This is a genomic window from Paucisalibacillus globulus, assembly GCF_900184735.1.
GTDB lineage: Bacteria > Bacillota > Bacilli > Bacillales > Amphibacillaceae > Ornithinibacillus > Ornithinibacillus globulus_B.
In genome coordinates this window covers 122,951-144,938 of sequence record NZ_LT855393.1, presented here as the reverse complement: position 1 = coordinate 144,938, position 21,988 = coordinate 122,951, and the positions used below count along the sequence as shown (strand labels likewise).

The following is a 21,988-nucleotide window of genomic DNA, read 5'->3' as shown; positions in this document are numbered from 1 at the left end:
CAAATAGAAAGTAGGGACATGTTGCGTTGATAACTGGTAATAGTATCGAACTAAAGAATCTTTCAATCGGAAAACCTAAAACAATGAAGTACGGTAATAATAAGGAAATTGAGACAGGAATTTGCAAGCAAGCCATTGAAGAAGCTTTCTTAACAAAAGAGGGGTTTCAGGGGGATGGCGTTGCGGATTTACGGTATCACGGTGGTTCAGATCGCGCAGTATGTGTATACCCATATGAGCACTATTTACTTTGGGAAAATGAATTTGATACTAAATTACCATCCTCCACGTTCGGTGAAAATTTAACGGTGACCAATATGTTGGAAAAAGATGTTTATATTGGGGACATATATCGACTTGGAGAAGCGGTTATACAAATAACACAAGGTAGAATTCCGTGTAGCACCATTTCAAAGAGAACGGATAAACCTTTACTTCTTAAAAGGATGGTACAAACCGGTTTCACAGGGTTTCTATGTCGTGTTTTAGAAGAAGGAATTGTCCGAAGCAATTCAACCATTACCCTACTGGAATCCCATCCCAAAAAGGTTTCCGTTCTTTATGGAAATGAGGTCTATCTCCATAAGCAAAAGGATGTCGATGGAATCAATAGAATATTGGCTGTTGAGGAATTGGCTAGTGACTGGAAAGAAACGATGGAGAATCGACTAAAAAAAATCCGTGGGGACAGGTCCCTCGGTTCACAGGTTAAGATATAAAGCCGAGGTACCTGTCCCCACGGTTCAAAACAAAGGAGAGTATAACATGACGATAGCAGTAATCTATGGGGGCACCCGTCCCAACGGCAATTCGGAGTTGTTGACAGAGGAAGTCATCCAAGGCATAGAAACAGAGAAAATTTACTTGAGAGATTATCAGATTGATCCCATCATAGATGGTCGTCATTCTAAAGATGGTTTTCAAGACAGAAATGATGATTATTATTCTATTATTGATCGTATTCTCCCGCATGATATATTAATATTTTCTACACCAATATACTGGTTTAGCATGTCCGGAACCATGAAAAACTTCATCGACGGTTGGTCTCAAGCGATAAGGGATCCGAAATATCCTGACTTCAAGGAGAAGATGGCTTCTAAAAAGGCATATGTTATTGCGGTTGGAGGAGATGGCCCGTACATTAAAGGACTACCGATGATTCAACAGTTTCAGTATATTTTTGATTTCATTGGAATGGAATTTGCTGGGTATGTGATTGGAGATGGAAATAAGCCAGGAGGAATTCTGGAGGATAAGGCTGCATTTTTCAAAGCTACTCAACTTCGAGATGAACTGTTGAACAACAACTGAACTAAAAGATGGTAGGGTTCGGTAAAGAGATAGAAAAAAGTAAATACCACACTAAGTAGGGGTATGAATAGCATAGTGTCCCCTACTCCTATTTTTATTATGTATGCTACTGAGGGTCTTATAACATGAATATTTACTTTCTTCTTTAGCTAACGCACCCTTTAGTGAAAAAGCTGTTGAGTTCAAGATAAAAGGTTGTTCCAAATTTGGAACAACCTTTTAAAGTATTTATAATTATTTAGATAAAATCTAGTAAATGGTAAATTTATATTTTATGATTTGGGAGCCTTTGCTCGCCCTTGCTTTGGTGAGCGAATAAACAGAAGTGCCACAATAGCACCTAAAAACGCAACCATTCCACCCCATAAAAATGCTTGTTGATAGCCTTCATTAAGAGCTACCAAAGGGTTCCCTGCAGTGGCTGATGCTGTTGAAGCCGCAATTGATACCAAGATGGCTAAGCCAACTGCTGATCCCACTTGGTAAGTAGTGTTATATAAACCAGATGCAAGACCAGACTCTTCTGACTTAGCCTCCGATACCGCTGCAGTAGTTGCTGGAAGGTAGGCAAGTGCGTTTCCGAGGGCAGCCAGTAGAAGAGCGATGAACACATCACTCCAATAGTTACCATCAACTGTATTTCCGGAAAGGATCACCCCAGAAATACCGAGTATGATAAATCCGATGAACATCGTGACTTTCATACCGAACTTCGACATTACTTTTTCTGCTAGAACAATCATGAATATAGCCATCAGAACTGGTGCTGGTAACATTCCCATGGCTGCCATGAAAGGTTCAAATTTCAACACCTGCTGTAAATACAGGATAAGGAAGTAAACTAACGGAAACCAAGATGCTGATAACAAGATAAGCGAAACGTTCCCAGCTGCCAGGTTTGGTGTCCTAAAGATGCTAAGGGGCACCAGTGGTTCGTTTCTAAAAACTTGAATTAGGATAAATACAATGAATAAAATTGCTCCGATTGTCAAAGGCAATACAGTAGAAAGTGCTTGCCAGCCACTATGTTCTGCCGTTACAATGCCGTAAACAATCAATATCAATGCTGCTGTAACGGATATAGCCCCCGCAAAATCAATACGTCCATTTCTCCTCTTACCTTTCTCCAGGAGTTTTGGCGACAATATCAAAACAAGAATTCCAACAGGGACATAGAATAGTAGCGTCCACCGCCAACTTAGCAACTGGGTAAGTACCCCTCCAAGAACAATACCAAGGGAACCACCCGCGGCTCCGGAAAGACCCCAAAATGCTAGTGCTTTTCCCATTTCCTTCTTATCTGCACTAAACAAAAGCATAATAATGGAAAGTGCCGCTGGTGCGATCAAAGCTGAGCCAGCTCCTTGAATTGCTCTTGATATGTTAAGAGACATTTCATTCCAAGCCAAACCGGCAAATAAGGAAGCTACAGTTAAGATTGAAACTCCTAACATAAAAACTCGTCGGTGACCGAACAAATCGGATAATCTTCCTCCTAGAAGCAATAGTCCTCCAAACAATATGAGAAAGGCGTTCATTACCCATTGTAAGTTCGCCTTTGTATAGCCTAAGGATTCTTTGATAGATGGTAAGGCAACCTGGATTATAGCAGTATCCATCATTACAAGGAAGTTGGCAAAGCATAACAAAGCAAGTGCTTGCCAACGCTTCGGATTTGGTTGCGAGATCATCTGAGATCGTGTTGACATAATAAAATTCCCTCCAGTTTATGAGTATTAATACCCCCCAATACCAGGAAGGGGTAGGTTAGTAAGGAAACATTCTCCTTATAATTAAAAACCTTGTTCGCCTTTAAGGTATTACCATACCCCCGTAGGGTAATCAACATAAAAATAAAATTTGTATTTGATTGGAATGTAAACTTCTTTTTACTACAAAACTTTAAAAATACCTTTAAAGCTTTGTCTATATAAGCTTTTTAAGTAAATTCTTCCCCATAGATTATTATCTTTAGATAGGTAAACGGAAGCTGTGGGGACAGGTCCCTCGGTTCAAAGGTTAAGATATAAAGCCGAGGTACCTGTCCCCACGGTTCCCTTAAATTTAAAAATGGACGTTAATCTTTACAGAGCAACGTCCATTTTTGAAGAATCAAGAAGGATTCAATAGTGGAATCAAATAACTAAAAGTACTATCATCTGGTGACTCAAACTTTTCTAACTTTAAACCATTTGTCTTAAAACCAAAACGGTTGACTAACCTGATAAAGTTAAAACACATAAACTGATCGTACACATTACACTCCATAGTAGCGTATAGTACTGGTTCTTGTTGTTCTATATAACTTTCATCGCAAATCAAGTTTGATTGATAGCCTTTATTCAAGATGAATCCTATTTCGCCAACCATTGTATTTGCTTTAGATTCCAAAGTTCTTAGAAATATACCTGGTCTAACATCTAACCCCAATTTATTAATTTTTTCTAATTCTGATTTCATAACAGACTGAAACGGGTTCATTTTTCTTGGTACAGTATGTCTAAACCAAATGAATGTAATAGGTTTTTCCCATTTAACTAAGTTGATCTGTTGTTCTTTAGCACTCATACCAGATAAATATTGTTTTACGATTTTTAATGAAGAAATCTTCGAATCTACCTCACGCCTCCAATTTGAAATTAAGCGTTCCTTCTCTTCCGTTCCTGAATGCATAAAGTGATAAATGTCTTCAATGTTTATATCAGCCAAACGAAGAGAATGAATCATTAAGGCATGTGATACTTGCTCCTCTGTATAAATCCGATAGCCGTTCTCTAAACGTTGTTGGGGCTCTAATAATTTTTTTAAATCATAAAAACGAAGAGTACTCGGAGACAGTCCGGTACGTTCAGAAAATTCATGGATCTTCATTCCCATTTCGTTTCACTTCCTCATGCTATTGCGCAGGATAAGACCAAACATTTATGCGGTTTCCATCTAAATCAAAGAAATGAAAACCTGCCCAGCCATTACCGGGGTTGCCAGCAATTTCGGATGGTTCCAAACCTTTTTCCTTAAGTTTACTATAGGTTTCATAAAATAACTCTGGTCTGACGTCAAAATAATTTCGAACAGAAGGGTTTGCCTTTTCATAAGTTATTTCATCTAGCTTTTCTAATAGGATATTATCGTAAAAAACCTGAGAAAGCTGCATCCAGTCATATGCATCCTCTACTTGCAAGTGTGCATAATTGTCATGTTGTTCGACCAATTTAAGCCCAAGGTTCTCTTGATACCAAGTCACAGCTTTACTTATATTTTTAACACCTATTCTTACATTCACATCACTAAAACCCGTTACTTTCGCTTCTGGGAAATGTCCTTCCAAAGATTTGTTATGTATCACGGTAATTCTTGCATTATCAAAAGCATGGATATCAAAACTAACTTGTCCAGTAGGTAAGGTAATCATATTCGAAACCTCAATCCCTTCCTTTTCAAGGTAGGAGAGGGTTGCATCAAGATTTGCTACCTCAAATCCTACTCTTGTATGTCCTTCAAAATCTCCATCAGAACTAAAATGTTCAAAATCTCCTTCAAATGATTTTAACGTTACGACACCTAATCTCGGCATTTTTAAGAAAGCCTTTTTTCCAACAGGCGTAACAACGCTGTCTATACAAGTCCATCCAAAATGTTTAGTATACCATTCGATCCCTTCTTTAAATTTCTCCCAAGATACCATTATAAATCCACCATCCCAACGAAAAATCATTTGTTCAATCCCCTTCTTGTTAATAGTTTCGGTATGCTCTACCAATGTTTATTCTAAACGTTCAAGTAAGTTGAAGGTCAAGGGAAATTACAAATACTTCTTAATAATAGTCTTTAACTTGTGTAATTCCACCTTAAATCACTGATCCGTTAGTTAAATAACTTCAACAAAAAGGTGCATTAATCCTTCTTAGATCAACGCACCCGTTAGTTGAAGTTCTTTAATCGAGCGTTCAATGACATAATAATAAAGAATATTAAACTACCGGCAACACCATAAATACCTAACCATAGGAAATCAAATGACAATGAAAATGTTCCAAAACTTAATACCAAAGTAATCAAGCCTATAAGGTAACCACCTATTAAGTATAAGGGGAGTTTTACTATAAGTTTATCAACATATTTATCAATTAATATTGAAACGGGAATCCCACTGAGAATATATGGTACACCAGTTAGTATAATTAAAAACGGAATCGGGGAGAGAAATGAGCCGTATGAAGTGTCTGGGAGTCTTTCTGATACAGGAGTATAATTTATATAAGCTAAAATAAAACTAAATACAATTGTCGAAAACAGTGCAATAAATAATTTTCTTTTGAACAAATGCTTACCCCCCGGTCGTACAATATGTACTACAAAAATAGCGTTAATTCTTTCTTGAATTAACGCCCCCCATTTCATAACATCTTTACACCTTGATATCAAAACAATATTCCAAACAGTTGCCCCGAATAAAAAAACCATTTATTTATATGATTCCTAATTTACTATTCCACCCGTAAGTTGAATTTCTTTACATTAAAATAATAAAAAGTAAAACTAACAATTATTGTTAAAATAGCTGTCCCGAATACGATATAAACCCCATCCCAGTAATGAGAAGCACCAGTCATCACCCATACTTGGTAAGGAATAAGTATCATCGCTAAAATTATCAAGACACCCCACATAAGCGATATAACATTATTTTTAACATCTTTTAAGATGGATTCTTTAGATGAATATCTAATCTTAGAGACTTTTCGTAGGGAAAATAATAATACAGTTGTAGTGATAAATAGGAGTATAAAGTCCATCTAATACCCTCCTTGTAGCCGCAAACACCATATTTCTAACTTTAATCAATGCGCCCGTTAGTTTAATAATCAAATTGACGCAAATACAAAAGGAAGTCGTTTTCATCCCTTTTTTTAATACTATATTTACGAATTTTACTGTCGATCTTCTTTTTTTCTTTACTGTCCTTACTGAAAAGATTGATAATTTGATAGAAGATTTCTCCCCATAAGCTTGCTGTACCTCGGAAACCCAATTCCAATCCCATTAGTTCATTTTCCGTAAGCGACAGTTCTGTCGTTTCTAGAAATTCATTTTTATATTCTCTACTAATGATAATGTAAGGTTCCTTATTATTTAGTGCATAAAGCAATTCCTCAGAGTTATTTGCAGTAAAGTATGTTTCTTTCCCGTTCAAATCCATTAATGTTCCCCCTTCTTCTAGTAAGGATAAAATATTAAAACCCCTTAATATTACTACGTTTTCCCTCCTAATAAGTTTCAGTCATGTTCAACTAATCCGGCCCGTTAGTCCAATAAGAGGAAGAGTAATTATTTTCAATTAACACACTCGCTAAACTATGTACTTTGTTCATTTCACGTATAGAAATACTCTGTTTAATAAAATCAGTAAGTAACCCAGAATCATATAAACCAATAAGAAACTCGTAATGAAGAGTGCAACATTAGCATAACTGCCAACGCCTACTGGGATTTCCCCATTAGGGTTTAAGAAAAAGTAAGGATAAAAGCCATCTACTAATCCTCTCAAGATTGACACAACCGTATACAGTAAAGGATAAAACATCCAAAGAAAAATGAACTTTATGCTGTATTTCTTCTTGCTTTCAAAAAATATCCAATTTATGAAGACTAGTATCGGAATGAAGTAATGTAGCGTAAAGTTAGTAATAATCCGAACACCATCATATTCTCCACCACGTGCTAGAAGGAAGTGATAAGTAAGAATAACCATGAGCATATAAATGATGGAGCAGTTCTTCAAAAACTCCAGAATGGTTGTTTCATTCTTCTTTGATAATATGATGATAGTACTGAGTAAAAAGGTTAAGAAAACAATAAGGTTAGCGTGAATTGTAAGTTTTGTCATGGATATCAAAGGGTCAGGGGAATAAACGAGATGTAGTACAACGCTGATGAAACTAATTAACGAGATGAAGATATGAAAAACTAATTTAATTTTGAGCACCGTTTCTTTTTTATTCAACTTGATCTGCTCCCTTATAAAAAACTACTGGGTTGTTAGGATATAAGAAGGATTCCTAACTTTAACTTTAATTTTAGCTTTTTGCTTTGTCTACAGCGATGTAAGTATTGCTATAAAAAAGCATATAGATTCTCTTTACATTCCATAGTTTCTTAAATTCATCAATTGGAACTTTTCGATTATAGCTCTTGTGTTCATCACCGCAATTTACCAAGTGACTTAATGATTCAGAAAGGTAAATATACTCCTTGTCATAACCTATGGCAGGGACAAAATGCAAATGTTTACTATCCTTATTTACTTTAATAAAAACAATGACAGGAGTTCCTTTACTAATCTCGTACTTTAATGTATTGATATTTCCTTTATAATAGTTTGTTTTAAATCCTTTTTTTCTTAATACCGTACGGATTCCCTTTGGATATATATTCCCTGCCCTAGTTTTACTAGGAAAATTCGTATATAACGCATTAGCATCAGCCTCTATACCGAAGTGGCGCAATAGATAAGCTGTTGAAAATGCAGCACATTCCGTATTGTTTTGGAAATCTATTCGATTGTTTTGTTGAATGAGATAGTTAACTGGATAATTCCTTCTTCGTAAAACAGGTATAGGTAATGTCATTAAATATGCATTAATAATCGTTGATATAATTATCGATAAAATAACGGTTCTTACTATTACCATACTTCTTCCCCCATTGACTTCATGTCTATCTTGAAATAATAGTCTTTCATTTGCATTATTTGCTTTCTACTTCCAAAAATATTGTTTCAGATTTATTATCCCAATCAATTATTGCTTCAATTTCTGTTAGAGCATCAGGAACATGGCAGCCTATACATTTCCCCAGAATATATACTCCATTTTTATCCAGATGCACATTTCCACTTGTATCATAAATGGTAAATTCTATCCTCTCAGGAATTGGCTCGGTACCTATAAATCTAATGCTTCCTTTGGTTTCAGGATGTGTGTTATCTTTTAGTAACTCATATTGAACATCCCAATTTTCACTTTTCCCGGAGAATGTAATAATTTCCTGAGAACAAGCAGATAAAAAAAGCATGCAAATCAATAGGAAAAAGAATGTCATTTTACTGAACCTCATTCAAAAACACTCCATCCATCATCCAAATATTGTCACACACCTCAATACTAACATAATATTCAAAATAATTAACACAAAAATAAAGATCATCAATTTGATGATCTCTAATATTTATTCACAATCATTTCGTACTAGGAAACAACCTCACATTTCAAGGTGTTACGTTTGACGATGATATAGTTACCTGCTGTTTTATTCATGACTTGAGATACTTCCTTCGTATGGGTTATCTCTAGCCAATCATTTTGTATATCCGCCGATAATTCTAATTCTACATCAGCTTCTCCATTTTTGATGCCAGTATAAAGTAATTTTGTCATTGTTATAACCCTTTCCTTACTTTATCAATGGGAATTATTTTTTCTGTCGTTTGTTCACTTCCATCGTAATGAACTCTGGTAAATAGTTTGGGGTACATCCTTTTGATACCATTTCATCTTTGTAAAGACCTGTTTTTTCACCAATTTTAACACAACGAGCGCGTTTCTCTACGTCATAAACACCTATCCAGCCTGCGGTGAAATTCATGGCCCATTGCACTTCCGGTTCTTCCTCTACAATAGTAGATTCTATTGCTGATAGTAGCTCTTCGGTGTTATCAGGCGGTGTTTGTCCAGTCCATCTCAATCTCGCTTGATAATACCAGAAAGCTCGCCTTTGAAGAGGTGAAGGGCTATCTATCCAAGACTCCATCAATGCGATAGTCTTCTTTCCTTTGGTGAGTTGATTAGCCATTAGCCAATCCATTAAGTTATTTCGTTCTTCAAGCGCGTGAGTCTGCATATCCTTATCTAGCTCATTTAGCACATCTGATGTAAGAAGTTTTTTATCCATAATTAAGATTGCTAATAGTCTTGGCAAATACTCTCCAGATGACCAAAGCTCAATAGCGAGTTCGTGATCCTTTTTAATGTCCTTCGCGATCTTTCGTAAGTCTCCCAGCTTCGTATTACTATTAATCTGTGCTAGAATGTCTTCTGCTTTTGAAGCGCGTTGTATTACTGTGGCTTTGTTTTCACTCATTACATACAACTCCTTTACTTGAGCACTATTTCCATTATCGTATGAAAGCTTTCTCTACCTATAAGAGTAACCATCTTTACTATAATGAATAACATGTCCCTTGTTAATTCGCACCTAAATTGCCTGCCAGAAATGGTAAGATAACTCCAAAGAGAAGCAAAGCGAAGACAATGTATAGGATTGTTCCAGCTATTGGTAGAATCCATTTACCTTTTTTCTTGTATTGGAACCAGTAATTAATCCCCCAGATTAGCAACAGCGCAAAAATACTAACCAAAAACCCAACTGTTAAATTGGATACTGGGCTGATATTGACCACAGAAAAAAATGCAACAAAACCGATACATCCGAGTAAGAGCAAATTGACCGTATGCACGACCATATTATACATGCCAAAATTGTCTTTCATTGAATCTCCATCCCTTTTTATATGAATTTTAAACCACGGGGATAGGTTCCTTGGCTTTAAGTGGTTACCTTTCACTTAATCGTATCAAACAACGCTACATCTAGATTTTCAGGATCCTTCCAGCTATAGAATTTTTCTAAATGCCATTTATCTTTTAATCTTGAATAATTGTTATCAGCAATCCATTTATGTAATTCCTCATACCAATCCATAATCTGATAATTAGCCCCTATATGTCTCGATACAGCATATTTTTGGGGTGGGACTGTTAGTGTTACCATGTCAGAAGGAGTATCTTCATACTCTGTTACTTCAACACCAACCCAATAGCCATCTTCTTCAGCAGTTTGGTTCTCGACTACAAACGCACCATATTGTACTAACGGATTAACGACCTGTTTAATTTCATGGATACGTTCACTTAAACTAAGTGCTGCTTTTGGGATTTCTTCTAAGTATTGGTCACCAGGACATAGAACTCTAAAACCTACTAATTTCATTTCATTGCGTTCTTTAATAGTCTGTTTTACTTTCTTTGTTTCTTCCATGATAATCACACCTTTATTTTAAATCTTTTTCCTTTAAACATAATAGATAGGATAGCCAAAATAATAAATGTTATTGATAATGTGTTAGTAAAAGTCTCATGATCCAGTAGATACTTACCTACCATAAATGATAGTATTCCCATAAATAAATAGGATAGGAAATTAATAGTTTTAGTATCTTTAAGTTGTAATATGTGCTTAGTAATCTCGACAATGGCAATAATACCAATGAGAATCAACAAGTTAGTTAATACTACCCCATAAACACAACTCCATAACTGTTTTCTTTAATGACCAATGTTATCGTTGTCGTCATCAATTGGTTCGATAACTTTTCCGTTTTTATCCGTTATGATGGTGTCTTCTGTATTAGGTTCTTTCAAAATCAGAAAATAAACAAAGGCTCCAATCAAGGCAATGATTACCAATCCAATAATTATTTTTTTCTTCATAGGGACTCCTTTCGAACACTATTTAAAATTTAATTATCCTGTTAGCATGCTTGACAACAGTTAGTAAAAAAATGTGGAATCAGGTTTCATTCAGAAGTAATCAATCGCCACCGCCGCCACCATCTGAACCACTACTATCAAAACCGAAGTCACTACTGTTATAACTATTAGAATGCTTGTCATCATCATCGATTAATTCAGTAGATGCAGCTCCTAAGTGGAAAGCTCCACTATCTCCCCCGTTTTTGTTGTTTTTGTTATGATTTTGATAATTTTCTTGTATTCTCTTCTTAAACCAATTAATCATTGGCCTCTCTCCTTTTATTTTGTAAATACTATTTCTTTAAAGACAAGATTGTATTCTCATTAGGCACTGTGGACTCCAGAAAATCTTCATCAATTCTATGAAATACTTCTTTTAATTTTTCTCTTCCGCCCATTTTCTTAAACCAACTCTGCACGCGCTGCACATGTTCCATATCATTTCTAACATTGCTCTCTATTCTTTCATAATCTCCATAACTATCATATTGCCAGATAGCAAAGATCTCCACCCGATCATCGTTATTCTCCGTCATCCATCTTCCAACTAATCGGGACCCGTATTTAAGTTGTGTTGGTAATAACGTGTTATTAAAGTGATTATTGAATTCCTCTACAATACTTGTATCAACCTGGTATCTTTTTCTGCGATAAATCATCATTCTAATCCCCTCTACGACAATGTCTTATGTATGACTTTCCCACGAAGTATGTATGGAACAACGGAATGGTTCTCTATGACACCATCTACTTCTGCTGTTGGGACATAGGCATATTGTTTTGCAGTAGTAGCATCCATCCAGGTAGTCTCTTCGATTTCTTCCGGATACGCAATCGATAGTTCCCCACCGGTAATCCGCCCTTTAAAGGTGAAAAATATCGCGTGATGACCTCGTTCCTCCATGAATGCTTCACTCACGGCATAGATCCCTTCTAGCTCCACATTTAATCCCGTTTCTTCCTTTACTTCACGGATAGCAGCTTCTTCTAATGTTTCGCCATCTTCTACTGCACCACCGGGAAGTGTATAGTAAGAGGAATGCGCTCCTTTATTTTTTACCATCAATATATTTTCTTCCTTGCTATCATAAAGCAGTACATATGTAACATCGACTCGCTTCACAATCATCCCCCCGTCCAATCACGATTCTTTTTTCGAATTCCTTTTATATGAAACTGTTTTTAATATAAAATACCCAATTGGTGAGAAGATCAATGCCAAAATGATAGAGTATATAACATTGGCAAACATAACCCCACCCCAGTTATACTTGATCCCAACTCTACTAGCTTCCAAAGAGGAACCTATCGTAAAAATCCCTATGATGATTACAAACAGAATGATGAAACTATAGAGCTCATGTTTAAATTTACGAGAACTTGGCTCTTCGTAGTTCATTACGGGATTCTTGGTTAAAACTCGCCTCAGTAATTCATCAATTACCCAGAAGAAAAAGGCAAAAGTGGTTGCTCCAATAAACATGATCTTAAATTCAGAACTACTTAAAGACCCAAACAATCCAAATAACACTGGAAAAGCCATACCGGAAACTATATGAAACAGAAAAGCAAATAAAATCCGTTTAGTCCCAGTGAAGTGCCTGGTTACATAGTCAGATAAGAACGTGATAGGAACGCCATAAAATAGAATAAAAGGAGCAAACATCAAGGCAGAAAATAATAGGGTATTAAAAAAATCTAATCCTATGGGTTCACGAAAAAGAACAAATAGTAAAAAGAACATGGCAATGACAGTGGCTAATACCGTGGTTATGGTTTTCCTTATGATCATCAAATTCCTCCCAAGTTTAAAATGAGCAAAACCGAACAGGTAAAATCAATCTTAATTTAGTTGTTTTTCAAAGCTATAAAAAAGTTTATCTTCATAGACTCTCTCATCATATTTCTCAAATCCTAACGATTTCCAGAACGTTAACGCCTTTTTATTTACAGCGTGTACGGCGATTTGAATACTCTTAACTTGTTTGGACTTCATTTGTTTTTCATAAGCGAGGAAAGTTTCTTTTGCATATCCCCGTCCTTGGTACTGTTGGTCTATGATAAGTATACTTAACCAAGGTTTATTTGCACGGGGACTGGACATGCCATATTCAATAATTCCTATAGAACTTTCATTCTTTCTAACTATGTATCTTTTGGTTTTTAACTCCTCTGATTCCGTGTATTGATTTAATAGGTCTTGGTTTGTTAATTGCTTTTTATCATATGCTAGTATGTTATATTCTGTATTAGAATTGAAAATGCTTTTTTCCGTATCGATATGATGGATACCGCTTTCAAAAAATGTAATCATAGTCGTTCTCCTTTATTGGCTTTTAGAAAGGTGTTGGGAATTCAATGGCTTCATAGATTACATCTGCACGTATACCAAGCAAATCTGCTGGGGTCAAGTTTGGGTTTTCTTCTAGGTATAACTCTACTATTCTATTTCCAACGCTATATCCATACGCATAAGGTAATTCCCCGCCACCTCTTATAATTTCGATAGATCGATCAAGATCTACTTTGTACAAATCTGGTTCAATCTTCTCCCAGTCCGTCATGTTGTAGTAAGGATGGGTAGGAACAATGGAGCCTTCAGGATACACCAACTTTTCAAAAGCCACTGCTTTTCCTTCAAAGATGAGATTATCCAAGACCGTTATCGTATTCCCCGAACTAAAATATTTCTCTGTCCATACGCTATGGTGATATTCGTGCGCAATTAATGACTTTATCATGTTGTCTGTATAGTAATCTTGGTAGTAAGTGATTATCTTACCAGTACCAGCTGTAACCATAGAGGTTTGCTCATTACCAGTTGGAAATACACATACTGTGTTTTTATTTTCTGTCTGTAACCAATTGGAAGAGTGAATTAAAGCATCCTTGATCAGTTCATTTAGTTTATTTTTATCTATTTTTTTTAGTTGGTTGAGATAAGCAGATTCGTCTTCAGGTGGGTTATTTATTAAAGAATCAACTAAGTGCAGATATTCTCCACCCTCAAAACAGGCGTGATAAACAGGGTTCATAATAATATTTTGAAATAACTCTTTCTGATTCTTGTCTTGGTTCTTTGAAATCTCTTCAAAGTAATCCCGATATAGCTCATAAGCATGAACAATTTCAAAAGGCTGCCCAGTTTCGGGATGTTCAAAGGAAATGACTATACTATCCTTTTTTTCATCACACGCATTGAATAGAAAAAGAGCAACTATAATGATAAACACAAAATGTTTTATATTTCGTTTCAACAGTTGCACACTCCTATACGATACTTTTCTTAATGCGCTAACCTGCTGCTTCAATATCTGCCTCTTTAATACTAACATAATATTCAAAAAATATATTGAAAAATTTGGTATAAATCGAAATGGACAATGGCCGCTGTACTCCAACATTTTGCTGTACAATATAGTCTACAATTTATGGTTAATAAAGTTGGTAAAGCAAATTAAATAAATAAGGTGTCAAATATGTTTGATACCCTATTTGTCTTATTATAATATTAAAGTGTAAAGAATGTTTTACACCTTAATAAAACAGAAGGTGGCTCAGTGATGGAAAATAGAATTAAGGAATACAGGGAAAAGAAAGGTTTTTCACAAGGGAAATTAGGAGATTTGTGTAGTGTGACAAGGCAAACCATTAATGCGATTGAAAATAATAAATATGACCCCAGTCTAGAATTGGCGTTTAATTTATCCTACTTTTTAGGTGTTTCTATCGATGAGTTATTTATTTATGAAAGGAATGAGAAGAAATGATCACTGTAAAAAGAGTTAGTCTAATCTGTTCATTAGTTCTTATTACTGCAATTGGTGGCTACGGGATATATGAATGGTTTACAAAAGAAGTAATTAACGCTTCTACACTCATCTTTTTATTTTTAGGGATTGGATTTCTATTCCAATCTATTACATGGGGCGAAATGGAAGGAAAACACGAAGGGGACAAGGATGAGTTAGAGAAACATATCACTCTTTTAAGTTCAAAAATTAGTTATTATGTGTTACTTATATTGATGATTATCGTCTTAGTTGTTTCGGAAAGAGTTATTGCTATAAATGATATAAAGAATATCCCACTTGTCATTGTTATTGGATTGGCATGGATCACTATGCCAATTACTGAATTTGTCGTTTCGAAAAAGTACCGTTAATAATACTGTATTATAGATTGCGATATGTACTGAATCATACTATATAGTATGGAGTTGTAACGTTATTGTAGTAACGGGGCAGAATAGTTCAAGAAGATGTTGACTTTTCAACTTGTGAAATATATTGTTTCTATATACATAGAAAATCTATGTATATAGAATTACTTAAGACTAATATTACAAGAAAGATTGTTATACCTTTTTTACTAAAGGTAAAGTCAGATTTACAAATAAACAATGGGGTGATGTAATGGGATTTTATTATTTTATAATTCTTTTTATAGGAATCTTTGTTACTGTCGGTGCTAGCATACAGGCATTTAAGGCTGGTACGTTATTTAAAAAGAAAGTTATATTCCTAGGCATTGTTGGTATCTTGTTAATTGGTTCATCATTTTTTTATTTACACCAGGTAGTTCTGAAATTATCGCAGACCTATTGAAATTAAACTAAACCAGCTAATAGTTGTCAATATTTTTCTCTAAAAATTTAATTTAGCTTATGATATACTAAATTTGCGCATGCCAAATAACCCTCCTAATCTCTTTAATTGGAAGGTTTTGGAAAAATGATATTACTAAATTTATGCAATATCTTGGAAGGTAGTATTACTCTTTAATAATGCGTATATCCAATGCAATAACTTATTTGCACATGCTATTATGGCTACTTTATAAGGCTTTCCTTCTTCGCGCTTTTTATCATAAAAGGCTCGTAATTTCTTGTTACGAGGGATGACTTCATCCGTTGTTTTCTGTTTGCGAGAATCACGGATTGCTGAGCGAACTGCCATATATAAGGCGTGTCTTAACCGGCTAGATCCCCTTTTAGTGATTCGATTCACTGTTCCTTTGAATCGACCAGATTCATAAACTCTTGGATCTAAGCCTGCAAATGCCACTAGTTTTTTAGGGTTATCAAATAAATCTATCTCCCCAATCTCAGAAATAATCATTGCCGCGATTTTTTCACCGATACCAGGGATGGATTGGATAATCTTACATTCTTCTATTTCTTTTGCCAAAGCATCTATTTGCTTCTCAAGTTTAGATAGATGCTTTTGGTACTCAACCAACATCTTGATATACATTTCGATGCTTATAATATGACTCTGATAAAGTGTTTCTTGGAATGGATCACGAAGTGCTGCTTCTATTAGCTCATCAGCCTTTGAAGTTGCCCATCCCAACGAACGACTTGGACAGAATTCATGAATGCGCTCAGCTAATATGTCTTTATCTGTCTCTAAAACATCTTTAGATGTTGGATAGTTTAATAGAGTAAGTAAAGAAACCGAAGAATATAAATCCCCGAAAACCCCACGATACTCAGGGAATACCTGATCCAACACAGAATGAAATTGTAATTTTGTTTGTACATATAAACTTGTAATATTGTCATGTTGTCTTGTAAGATTACGTAAATTTAGTAGTTGTATTCCACGTTTCTTTTGTGGCTCCAGCTCTTCCTTATAGTACAGCTCGCAGAGATGTCTCGCGTCTATAATGTCTGTTTTAACCTTTCGTAAACTAGAACTCTTTGCCTTGTAAGGAATAAGTGGATTGACAATGATGGTTAAGTAGCCTTTTTTATCTAAATATTGAACAACTGGTGCTTGATAATGTCCAGTTGATTCTAGTACGACAGGAGGTCGTACCCCAGTATTATTTTCAATCTCGATTAAAAAGTGAAGCAATTTCTCTAGACCATCCAAGGTATGCGGTACTTTAAAACTAGTTTTATAAGGCTTCTTCTTATCTAGGAAACCTTGAATCTGACTTTCTCCTTTAGCTACATCCAGACCAACTACTGGATTCATTAATTATCTCCTCCTAAGAAGTATTTGCCGGTACCCCTAAGCTTCTTGTAGTATCACAGCTTCGCTTGTTATACGGGATCGTTGTCCCAACCAGCCTCAATCATGTTTCTACAAGTAGGGGGCGAACAGTTTAGTTGACGGGATCTATCTCCCACGGGCAGGGACGTTCTACCCCGGCTACAATGTAAATGATAAGACCTAATAAAATAAGGTCAACCAGTAATTTCTGGTTAACCTTATAATACGAACGGGTACATTAATGTTGAAAAAGGTGATACAATTGGGAGCACCTTTTTCTAATGGTTAATATCCTGACTTTATTTTTGGAAAATTATGTTAGTATTAAGTTGTAGAGTTATTAAAGTAACGGAGCAGGTTGGTTCAATAAGGGGGGATTGTTTGAAGTTACCGAAGTGTTGGTCTTGTAATTATGATTTTAAATGGAGAGATTTGATGTTTTTTACAAGACGGAAGAAGTGTCCTAATTGTAATGAAATTCAACACATTACTAAAGAAAGTAATTGGAAAATAAGTGTCATAGGTGTCCCTTTGCCATTTGTTCCAATCATATTAAACATTTTCAGTGTATCTTGGCTATGGATTTGTGTTATTTCTTTTCTAATTATTTTATTATTTTACCTTACCAGTTAAGGTTTACGGATGAGGAACAACCATTATTTTAAATTAAGGTTATTTCACTACCGGTTAAAAATAAAAAGTAAATTGGATTTATAAAACGAAAACCTCGGAAAAAGAAATAGAAAATATTAAGGGTAAATGATTTATATTCAACTTATGATCAACGTTTATTGTGCTAACGAGGCAGAATAGTTGAAGAAGCAACGGGGTATAAAGCTATGAGAAATGAGGTTTAGATGTGTTATTAGAAAGATATATTCAGGAAAAGTATCCTAATTTAGAACTTAGACCACCTCTATTTTATAATTGGGATATTGGTATTCGTTTTGAATTAGGTGTGGATTATGATGCTGAGTACGCTTATGAAAATAGTCCATACCTAAAAGGAGCTTATAAAAGAGCGATTACTTTATTTGAATCTTTACATTCACCAAGTGATGATATTTATATTGTTATAGATGTAAATGACTTTGCAGACGGCAAAACCTTCAAGCGTAAATTAAACATCTTTACTAAGTATGTAAAAGAGAAATCGGTTTTGTCCAAGTTACAACAGAATACAATTCCTTATATCTTTCCAGAAGATAATGAGGATGGAAAATATAGAACACATAGATTTAATCTTAAATGTAAAATAACTGACTTTCAATACACTCGTATGTTAAAAGCAATCTGTAATCAAGATATGGGAATAAACCCAAGTATTTTTCATAGGGTGTATTTCATAAATGTTAACAAGGATACTATATTTCACGTTTATGATGATAGGGGTTGTGATTTGTTGGCTACCTCTTCGGATACAATACGGAATATTTATAAAGATTATAATGATTGGATATTAGATTATGACAGAGATGAAATTGATAAAGTTTTTAAATAAGACTGTTAAGCTAAACCAGCTAATAGTTGTCAATATTTTTCTCTAAAAATCTAAAATAGCTTATGATATACTAAATTTGCGCATGCCAAATAACCCTCCTGTAATCTCGAGTAGGAAGGTTTTGGGGTATTTGGTTAATTTGTTTATTTAAGCAATATCTTGGAAGGTAGTATTACTTTTCAATAATGCGTAAATCCAATGTAATAACTTGTTTGCACATGCAATTATGGCTACTTTATAAAAATCCGAACGAACATGAAAAGCGCATAGACCCGCTCCGGAAATATACTACGCTTTTACTGTCAGCACAGGGGCGACATCTGTTCGAGAGTACCTCACAGTGTCTACCTTGCCACGGGCGGCTGGTGAGCCTCGTCAGAGCTAAAGCTCTGACGGGGTCTCACCGATGCCTATCCTCCCGTAGGAGTCTCCGTATATTTCCGGATCTGATGTGGTGTTTCGTTCAGGTTCTCAACTTATACTTTTAGTTATGTCCCAGCCTCAATGTATTATTCGTTATCGATTTCATTCTCTACAAATCCAGAAATAAAATCGTCAATTTCCAATTCAGCCCCTATGTTAATGGCAAATTGCATGACCTCAGACTCAATGAGGTATCCAGGAGATATTCCATCTTCTACATAAACAACTGCACATAATTTGGGTTCAAGTTGTAACTCTTGTTTTAACTCATTAATGGTGTCCACTTTATCTTTAAAAGTGTGGACGATTTGCTTAATCACCATCTCAAAATTATAAGTTTCAATTCTCCCTGTCCTATATTTCCATTGTGTATAACTATGCTTTCGTTTAGGTGGAGAGGACATATTAACCCACTCCCCCTTCTTTTTTGTTTTCGTTGGAAGAATCCCTAACCTATCTGTTACGGCGGATATTGCAAAATCGTAGTCAGGTTCATTTTTTTCTAAAGAAAAGTATGCTTCAATTGACGTCTTTTTAGGCATTGTTAACACTCCTAATCTGGAAGTGGGATATAGACGGATGGTCTGTAATAATTATAAGTAGTTTTATAAAAAAGGAGAATCAAAAAGTAGTGGTATAATTTAAGAACTAACAATAATTAAAGAGGAGTGTACTCACCTATGTTTACAAGAGTAGTATTTGCAGAAAACACGTATGACTTGGAAGAGAAAATGAACACTGAAATAGCTAACGAAGCTAAAAACGGCGCTACATTAAAAGACATCAAGTTTCAATCTGTTTCGCAAGGCGGTGCACTGGGAACGGTCTTAAATACAGCGATTCTCATCTTTGAGAAAATAGAATAGGCTGCTCATTAAATCTCTTTCCCAAAAAAAGAATTACCAATCTATTTGAATGGTAATTCTTTTTATAAACTATTATATTTTCCTTTTATCTCTTTCCTGCAATTCCCTAACATTATCAGAATGGTAAGGGGAGCCCTCCAATTCATTAACAACACTAAATGGATTACCATCCAGGTCAAAGAAATCGAAAAACTTCATTCCACCCAAATCATCGATTTCGGTAGTAGCGATGCCATTGCTATTAAAATGCTGATGGGCCGTTTCTATATCATCTACGACAAAGTTAAAATAGCAATTTTTCCTTTCACCTTTAATAGTAAACTCAGTTGGCTGAGGGGATTCCACTTTTACTAAAGCCATTTGTGCTGTCCCGTTTGGTAAATAAAATCCAGCCCCATCTTCCCAACGATCGATTATCTTGGCACCTAGAAACTTCTCATACCAATCAATAGACTTTTCCATATCTGTTACTGGAATAAAGATTCCACCTACTCTAAACATAATCTTCCTCCTTGAAATGAAATTCTTCCTTATAACGAATATAATAGGGTAAAAGTTACATGAATATATAATTTTTTTAAAAAAGGGGGTAAACCATGGTTTTTGAAGATTTAGAGTTAACGATTAATAAGCTTTATAAGTATTGCTTAACGTTATCAGGCTCTCCTTGGACTGCTGAGGATTTAGTGCAAGAAACGATAGTAAAGGTGTTTAAAATAAAAAAGTCTGAACCACAAAAAGAGTTTACATATTCCTATTTATGTACGGTAGCTAGAAATCACTTTATCGATGAGAAAAGGAAGTATAAAGAAAGTATATCATTTAATGAAGAACTATTAGGTGAAGAGTACGATTTTATAGATTATTATGGACTAATTGAAATTTTATTTACCACCTTACCGTTAAAACAGGCTATGCTGGTTACCTTGAAGGATGTATTTGGATACAGTTCAAAAGAAATAGCATCCATGTTAAGAGTAAGCAATGAGTCTATTAAAACAGCACTTCACCGTTCTAGAAAGAAACTAAAATTGATAAATAGTAATGTTGATATGGAAACTCTAACCCCTGATCACGAAATCTTGATAGCCCTCTCTAAGGCCATCCGGGAGTCTAAGCCGATGCGAATATTTTATTATTATCGATTATTAGAATCACGAAACTTTCAGGTGCGAAGAAGTTCTGTGCATTCTACATTCCATGTGATAGATCCGGATGGGAATATTTTAGAGATTGTATCTTAGTTGTTCGGTGGGCATATTGACTCGAATTGTTGAAGTGCCTCTTTGTACCTTATCTATTGTCACCCAAGAGATATTATTGGTAGTCTGATTGTAAGGAATCTAGGATAAAGAACTGACGGGGGATTGCAAGAATGTTGAAATATAAATATATTAAGGCTCAGCTAGCTAAGACGAATAAAAAGAACGATGAGAATTATGTGATTACTAGAATATGGAATAGATTAGACAATATCGATATTAAGTTTATCACGCAACAATACATAGTAAGAGAAGATGGCAAGTATGCCCTGACCGATATGTTTTTCCCACAATTGAATTTACATATTGAAATAGATGAAGGGTACCATCAATCACCAGAACAAGCCCAGAACGATTTAATTAGGGAGCAAGATATCATTAGTATTACAGGTCATGAAATTAAAAGAATCGATGTGACTAAAGATTTAATTACTGTTCATGAACAAATAGATGAAGTAGTTCACTATATTCATAGTAAGGTAGAAGAAATGGGATCGGACTTTATACCTTGGGAGGTAGAAAAAGAGATTTCTCCTGAAACGTATATAAAGAAAGGCGAGATTCATCTAAAGGATAATGTCGCATTCAGAACATGTGCCGATGCGGCGAATGTATTTGGTCACAGCTATAAGGGATTCCAAAGAGGCGGTACAACACATCCCTACCATGAAGAAACGATGATTTGGTTTCCAAAGTTATTTCCGAATGGAGAATGGGATAATTCCATATCAGCTGATGGGAAAGTAATTAGGGAAAAGAACGCCCATGAACATAAAGTTGACGATCATATACATGAAGTCATTCATCATCAGAAACACAGAAGAATTGTATTTGCAAAAGTAAAAGGGCCCCTGGGGCATATTATGTATAAGTTTAAGGGTGAGTTTGAACTGGATACGCAGATGTCAATGGAAGAAAGATGTTTAATTTGGAGGAGGATTTCAGAAACGGTGAAAACCTTCCCGCCTATTAAGAAAGCTTAACCTCGTTGCACTTAGCAAAAGATGAACGAGGGCTTTAACATATAGGT

At 35.2% G+C, this 21,988-nt stretch carries 33 protein-coding genes; 10 read left to right on the top strand and 23 right to left on the bottom strand.

Annotation, left to right across the window (positions count from 1 at the left end):
- The first annotated feature begins 83 nt into the window (after positions 1-83).
- Together BN999_RS13240 and BN999_RS13235 are read left to right on the top strand one after the other, a co-directional pair.
- Positions 84-719, top strand: coding sequence for an MOSC domain-containing protein (locus BN999_RS13240; protein ID WP_096272408.1), 636 nt, complete (start codon positions 84-86; stop codon positions 717-719).
- 46 nt (positions 720-765) lie between these two features.
- Complete coding sequence (locus BN999_RS13235) at positions 766-1,314, top strand: flavodoxin family protein (RefSeq protein ID WP_096272094.1); 549 nt, start codon at positions 766-768, stop codon at positions 1,312-1,314.
- 272 nt (positions 1,315-1,586) lie between these two features.
- On the opposite strand, the gene BN999_RS13230 is transcribed toward BN999_RS13235, so the two are convergent.
- The 20 genes from BN999_RS13230 to BN999_RS13135 all read right to left on the bottom strand — a co-directional run bounded on the left by BN999_RS13230 (position 1,587) and on the right by BN999_RS13135 (position 14,161).
- Positions 1,587-3,023, bottom strand: a complete 1,437-nt coding sequence (locus BN999_RS13230) for an MFS transporter (RefSeq protein WP_096272092.1) — start codon at positions 3,021-3,023, stop codon at positions 1,587-1,589.
- Between the two features lie 403 nt (positions 3,024-3,426).
- A complete protein-coding gene (locus BN999_RS13225; RefSeq protein WP_255247467.1) occupies positions 3,427-4,191 on the bottom strand; it encodes a MerR family transcriptional regulator in 765 nt (254 codons plus the stop codon).
- Between the two features lie 19 nt (positions 4,192-4,210).
- Positions 4,211-5,029 carry a VOC family protein gene (locus tag BN999_RS13220; RefSeq protein ID WP_096272090.1) on the bottom strand — a complete coding sequence of 273 codons (819 nt, stop codon included), beginning with the start codon at positions 5,027-5,029 and terminating at the stop codon, positions 4,211-4,213.
- 206 nt (positions 5,030-5,235) lie between these two features.
- The gene (locus tag BN999_RS13215; protein ID WP_176481985.1) at positions 5,236-5,715 is read right to left on the bottom strand and encodes a hypothetical protein; all 480 of its coding nucleotides are present in this window, start codon (positions 5,713-5,715) and stop codon (positions 5,236-5,238) included.
- Positions 5,716-5,801: 86 nt separating this feature from the next.
- Positions 5,802-6,110 (bottom strand): hypothetical protein, encoded by a 309-nt coding sequence (locus BN999_RS13210; protein ID WP_096272086.1) that lies wholly within the window; start codon positions 6,108-6,110, stop codon positions 5,802-5,804.
- A gap of 62 nt (positions 6,111-6,172) precedes the next feature.
- Entirely contained in the window at positions 6,173-6,514 is a 342-nt protein-coding gene (locus BN999_RS13205; RefSeq protein ID WP_255247466.1) for a hypothetical protein, read from the bottom strand.
- A gap of 168 nt (positions 6,515-6,682) precedes the next feature.
- The gene (locus BN999_RS13200) at positions 6,683-7,201 is read right to left on the bottom strand and encodes a Pr6Pr family membrane protein (protein WP_141249070.1); all 519 of its coding nucleotides are present in this window, start codon (positions 7,199-7,201) and stop codon (positions 6,683-6,685) included.
- Between the two features lie 190 nt (positions 7,202-7,391).
- On the bottom strand, positions 7,392-8,006 hold the full coding sequence (locus tag BN999_RS13195; RefSeq protein ID WP_096272082.1) for a cysteine peptidase family C39 domain-containing protein: 615 nt from the start codon (positions 8,004-8,006) through the stop codon (positions 7,392-7,394).
- Positions 8,007-8,061: 55 nt separating this feature from the next.
- On the bottom strand, positions 8,062-8,430 hold the full coding sequence (locus BN999_RS13190) for a phosphoadenosine phosphosulfate sulfotransferase (RefSeq protein WP_141249069.1): 369 nt from the start codon (positions 8,428-8,430) through the stop codon (positions 8,062-8,064).
- Between the two features lie 131 nt (positions 8,431-8,561).
- The gene (locus BN999_RS13185) at positions 8,562-8,750 is read right to left on the bottom strand and encodes a hypothetical protein (RefSeq protein WP_096272078.1); all 189 of its coding nucleotides are present in this window, start codon (positions 8,748-8,750) and stop codon (positions 8,562-8,564) included.
- Positions 8,751-8,784: 34 nt separating this feature from the next.
- A complete protein-coding gene (locus BN999_RS13180; RefSeq protein ID WP_096272077.1) occupies positions 8,785-9,453 on the bottom strand; it encodes a DNA alkylation repair protein in 669 nt (222 codons plus the stop codon).
- A 103-nt stretch (positions 9,454-9,556) separates the two neighbouring features.
- Positions 9,557-9,862 carry a hypothetical protein gene (locus BN999_RS13175; RefSeq protein WP_096272075.1) on the bottom strand — a complete coding sequence of 102 codons (306 nt, stop codon included), beginning with the start codon at positions 9,860-9,862 and terminating at the stop codon, positions 9,557-9,559.
- A 71-nt stretch (positions 9,863-9,933) separates the two neighbouring features.
- Entirely contained in the window at positions 9,934-10,410 is a 477-nt protein-coding gene (locus tag BN999_RS13170) for a GyrI-like domain-containing protein (RefSeq protein WP_096272073.1), read from the bottom strand.
- A 287-nt stretch (positions 10,411-10,697) separates the two neighbouring features.
- The gene (locus BN999_RS20670) at positions 10,698-10,862 is read right to left on the bottom strand and encodes a hypothetical protein (RefSeq protein ID WP_176481984.1); all 165 of its coding nucleotides are present in this window, start codon (positions 10,860-10,862) and stop codon (positions 10,698-10,700) included.
- 100 nt (positions 10,863-10,962) lie between these two features.
- Positions 10,963-11,169 carry a hypothetical protein gene (locus BN999_RS13160; RefSeq protein ID WP_096272069.1) on the bottom strand — a complete coding sequence of 69 codons (207 nt, stop codon included), beginning with the start codon at positions 11,167-11,169 and terminating at the stop codon, positions 10,963-10,965.
- 28 nt (positions 11,170-11,197) lie between these two features.
- Complete coding sequence (locus tag BN999_RS13155) at positions 11,198-11,563, bottom strand: NIPSNAP family protein (RefSeq protein ID WP_096272067.1); 366 nt, start codon at positions 11,561-11,563, stop codon at positions 11,198-11,200.
- A gap of 14 nt (positions 11,564-11,577) precedes the next feature.
- Positions 11,578-12,027 (bottom strand): NUDIX hydrolase, encoded by a 450-nt coding sequence (locus BN999_RS13150; RefSeq protein WP_096272065.1) that lies wholly within the window; start codon positions 12,025-12,027, stop codon positions 11,578-11,580.
- A gap of 18 nt (positions 12,028-12,045) precedes the next feature.
- A complete protein-coding gene (locus BN999_RS13145; protein WP_096272064.1) occupies positions 12,046-12,696 on the bottom strand; it encodes a hypothetical protein in 651 nt (216 codons plus the stop codon).
- Between the two features lie 51 nt (positions 12,697-12,747).
- Positions 12,748-13,218 carry a GNAT family N-acetyltransferase gene (locus BN999_RS13140; protein ID WP_096272062.1) on the bottom strand — a complete coding sequence of 157 codons (471 nt, stop codon included), beginning with the start codon at positions 13,216-13,218 and terminating at the stop codon, positions 12,748-12,750.
- Positions 13,219-13,240: 22 nt separating this feature from the next.
- The gene (locus BN999_RS13135) at positions 13,241-14,161 is read right to left on the bottom strand and encodes a DUF2268 domain-containing putative Zn-dependent protease (RefSeq protein ID WP_176481983.1); all 921 of its coding nucleotides are present in this window, start codon (positions 14,159-14,161) and stop codon (positions 13,241-13,243) included.
- A gap of 306 nt (positions 14,162-14,467) precedes the next feature.
- On the opposite strand from BN999_RS13135, the gene BN999_RS13130 reads away from it, so the two are divergent.
- The 3 genes from BN999_RS13130 to BN999_RS13120 all read left to right on the top strand — a co-directional run bounded on the left by BN999_RS13130 (position 14,468) and on the right by BN999_RS13120 (position 15,511).
- On the top strand, positions 14,468-14,674 hold the full coding sequence (locus BN999_RS13130) for a helix-turn-helix transcriptional regulator (RefSeq protein WP_096272059.1): 207 nt from the start codon (positions 14,468-14,470) through the stop codon (positions 14,672-14,674).
- Positions 14,671-15,069 (top strand): hypothetical protein, encoded by a 399-nt coding sequence (locus tag BN999_RS13125; RefSeq protein WP_096272057.1) that lies wholly within the window; start codon positions 14,671-14,673, stop codon positions 15,067-15,069. The genes BN999_RS13130 and BN999_RS13125 overlap by 4 nt, the downstream gene beginning before the upstream one ends.
- A gap of 250 nt (positions 15,070-15,319) precedes the next feature.
- The gene (locus BN999_RS13120; protein WP_096272055.1) at positions 15,320-15,511 is read left to right on the top strand and encodes a hypothetical protein; all 192 of its coding nucleotides are present in this window, start codon (positions 15,320-15,322) and stop codon (positions 15,509-15,511) included.
- Positions 15,512-15,652: 141 nt separating this feature from the next.
- On the opposite strand, the gene BN999_RS13115 is transcribed toward BN999_RS13120, so the two are convergent.
- Positions 15,653-16,888, bottom strand: coding sequence for an IS110 family transposase (locus tag BN999_RS13115; protein ID WP_096272053.1), 1,236 nt, complete (start codon positions 16,886-16,888; stop codon positions 15,653-15,655).
- Between the two features lie 333 nt (positions 16,889-17,221).
- Between BN999_RS13115 and BN999_RS21230 the strand changes: the two genes are divergently transcribed.
- Positions 17,222-17,539 carry a TIGR04104 family putative zinc finger protein gene (locus BN999_RS21230; protein ID WP_096272051.1) on the top strand — a complete coding sequence of 106 codons (318 nt, stop codon included), beginning with the start codon at positions 17,222-17,224 and terminating at the stop codon, positions 17,537-17,539.
- A 244-nt stretch (positions 17,540-17,783) separates the two neighbouring features.
- The gene (locus tag BN999_RS13105) at positions 17,784-18,407 is read left to right on the top strand and encodes a DUF3885 domain-containing protein (RefSeq protein WP_096272402.1); all 624 of its coding nucleotides are present in this window, start codon (positions 17,784-17,786) and stop codon (positions 18,405-18,407) included.
- A gap of 509 nt (positions 18,408-18,916) precedes the next feature.
- On the opposite strand, the gene BN999_RS13100 is transcribed toward BN999_RS13105, so the two are convergent.
- Complete coding sequence (locus tag BN999_RS13100; protein ID WP_096272049.1) at positions 18,917-19,372, bottom strand: DUF4279 domain-containing protein; 456 nt, start codon at positions 19,370-19,372, stop codon at positions 18,917-18,919.
- Between the two features lie 138 nt (positions 19,373-19,510).
- Here BN999_RS13100 and BN999_RS13095 point away from each other — a divergent pair, with 138 nt between their 5' ends.
- Positions 19,511-19,696: a hypothetical protein gene (locus BN999_RS13095; protein WP_096272048.1), complete on the top strand. Its 186-nt coding sequence runs from the start codon at positions 19,511-19,513 to the stop codon at positions 19,694-19,696.
- Positions 19,697-19,768: 72 nt separating this feature from the next.
- Here the strand turns inward: BN999_RS13095 and BN999_RS13090 are convergent, their stop codons facing one another.
- Complete coding sequence (locus tag BN999_RS13090; protein ID WP_096272046.1) at positions 19,769-20,197, bottom strand: VOC family protein; 429 nt, start codon at positions 20,195-20,197, stop codon at positions 19,769-19,771.
- A gap of 95 nt (positions 20,198-20,292) precedes the next feature.
- Here BN999_RS13090 and BN999_RS13085 point away from each other — a divergent pair, with 95 nt between their 5' ends.
- Together BN999_RS13085 and BN999_RS13080 are read left to right on the top strand one after the other, a co-directional pair.
- On the top strand, positions 20,293-20,940 hold the full coding sequence (locus BN999_RS13085) for an RNA polymerase sigma factor (protein ID WP_176481981.1): 648 nt from the start codon (positions 20,293-20,295) through the stop codon (positions 20,938-20,940).
- Positions 20,941-21,071: 131 nt separating this feature from the next.
- Positions 21,072-21,941, top strand: a complete 870-nt coding sequence (locus tag BN999_RS13080; RefSeq protein ID WP_096272044.1) for an AbaSI family restriction endonuclease — start codon at positions 21,072-21,074, stop codon at positions 21,939-21,941.
- Positions 21,942-21,988: the final 47 nt, after the last annotated feature.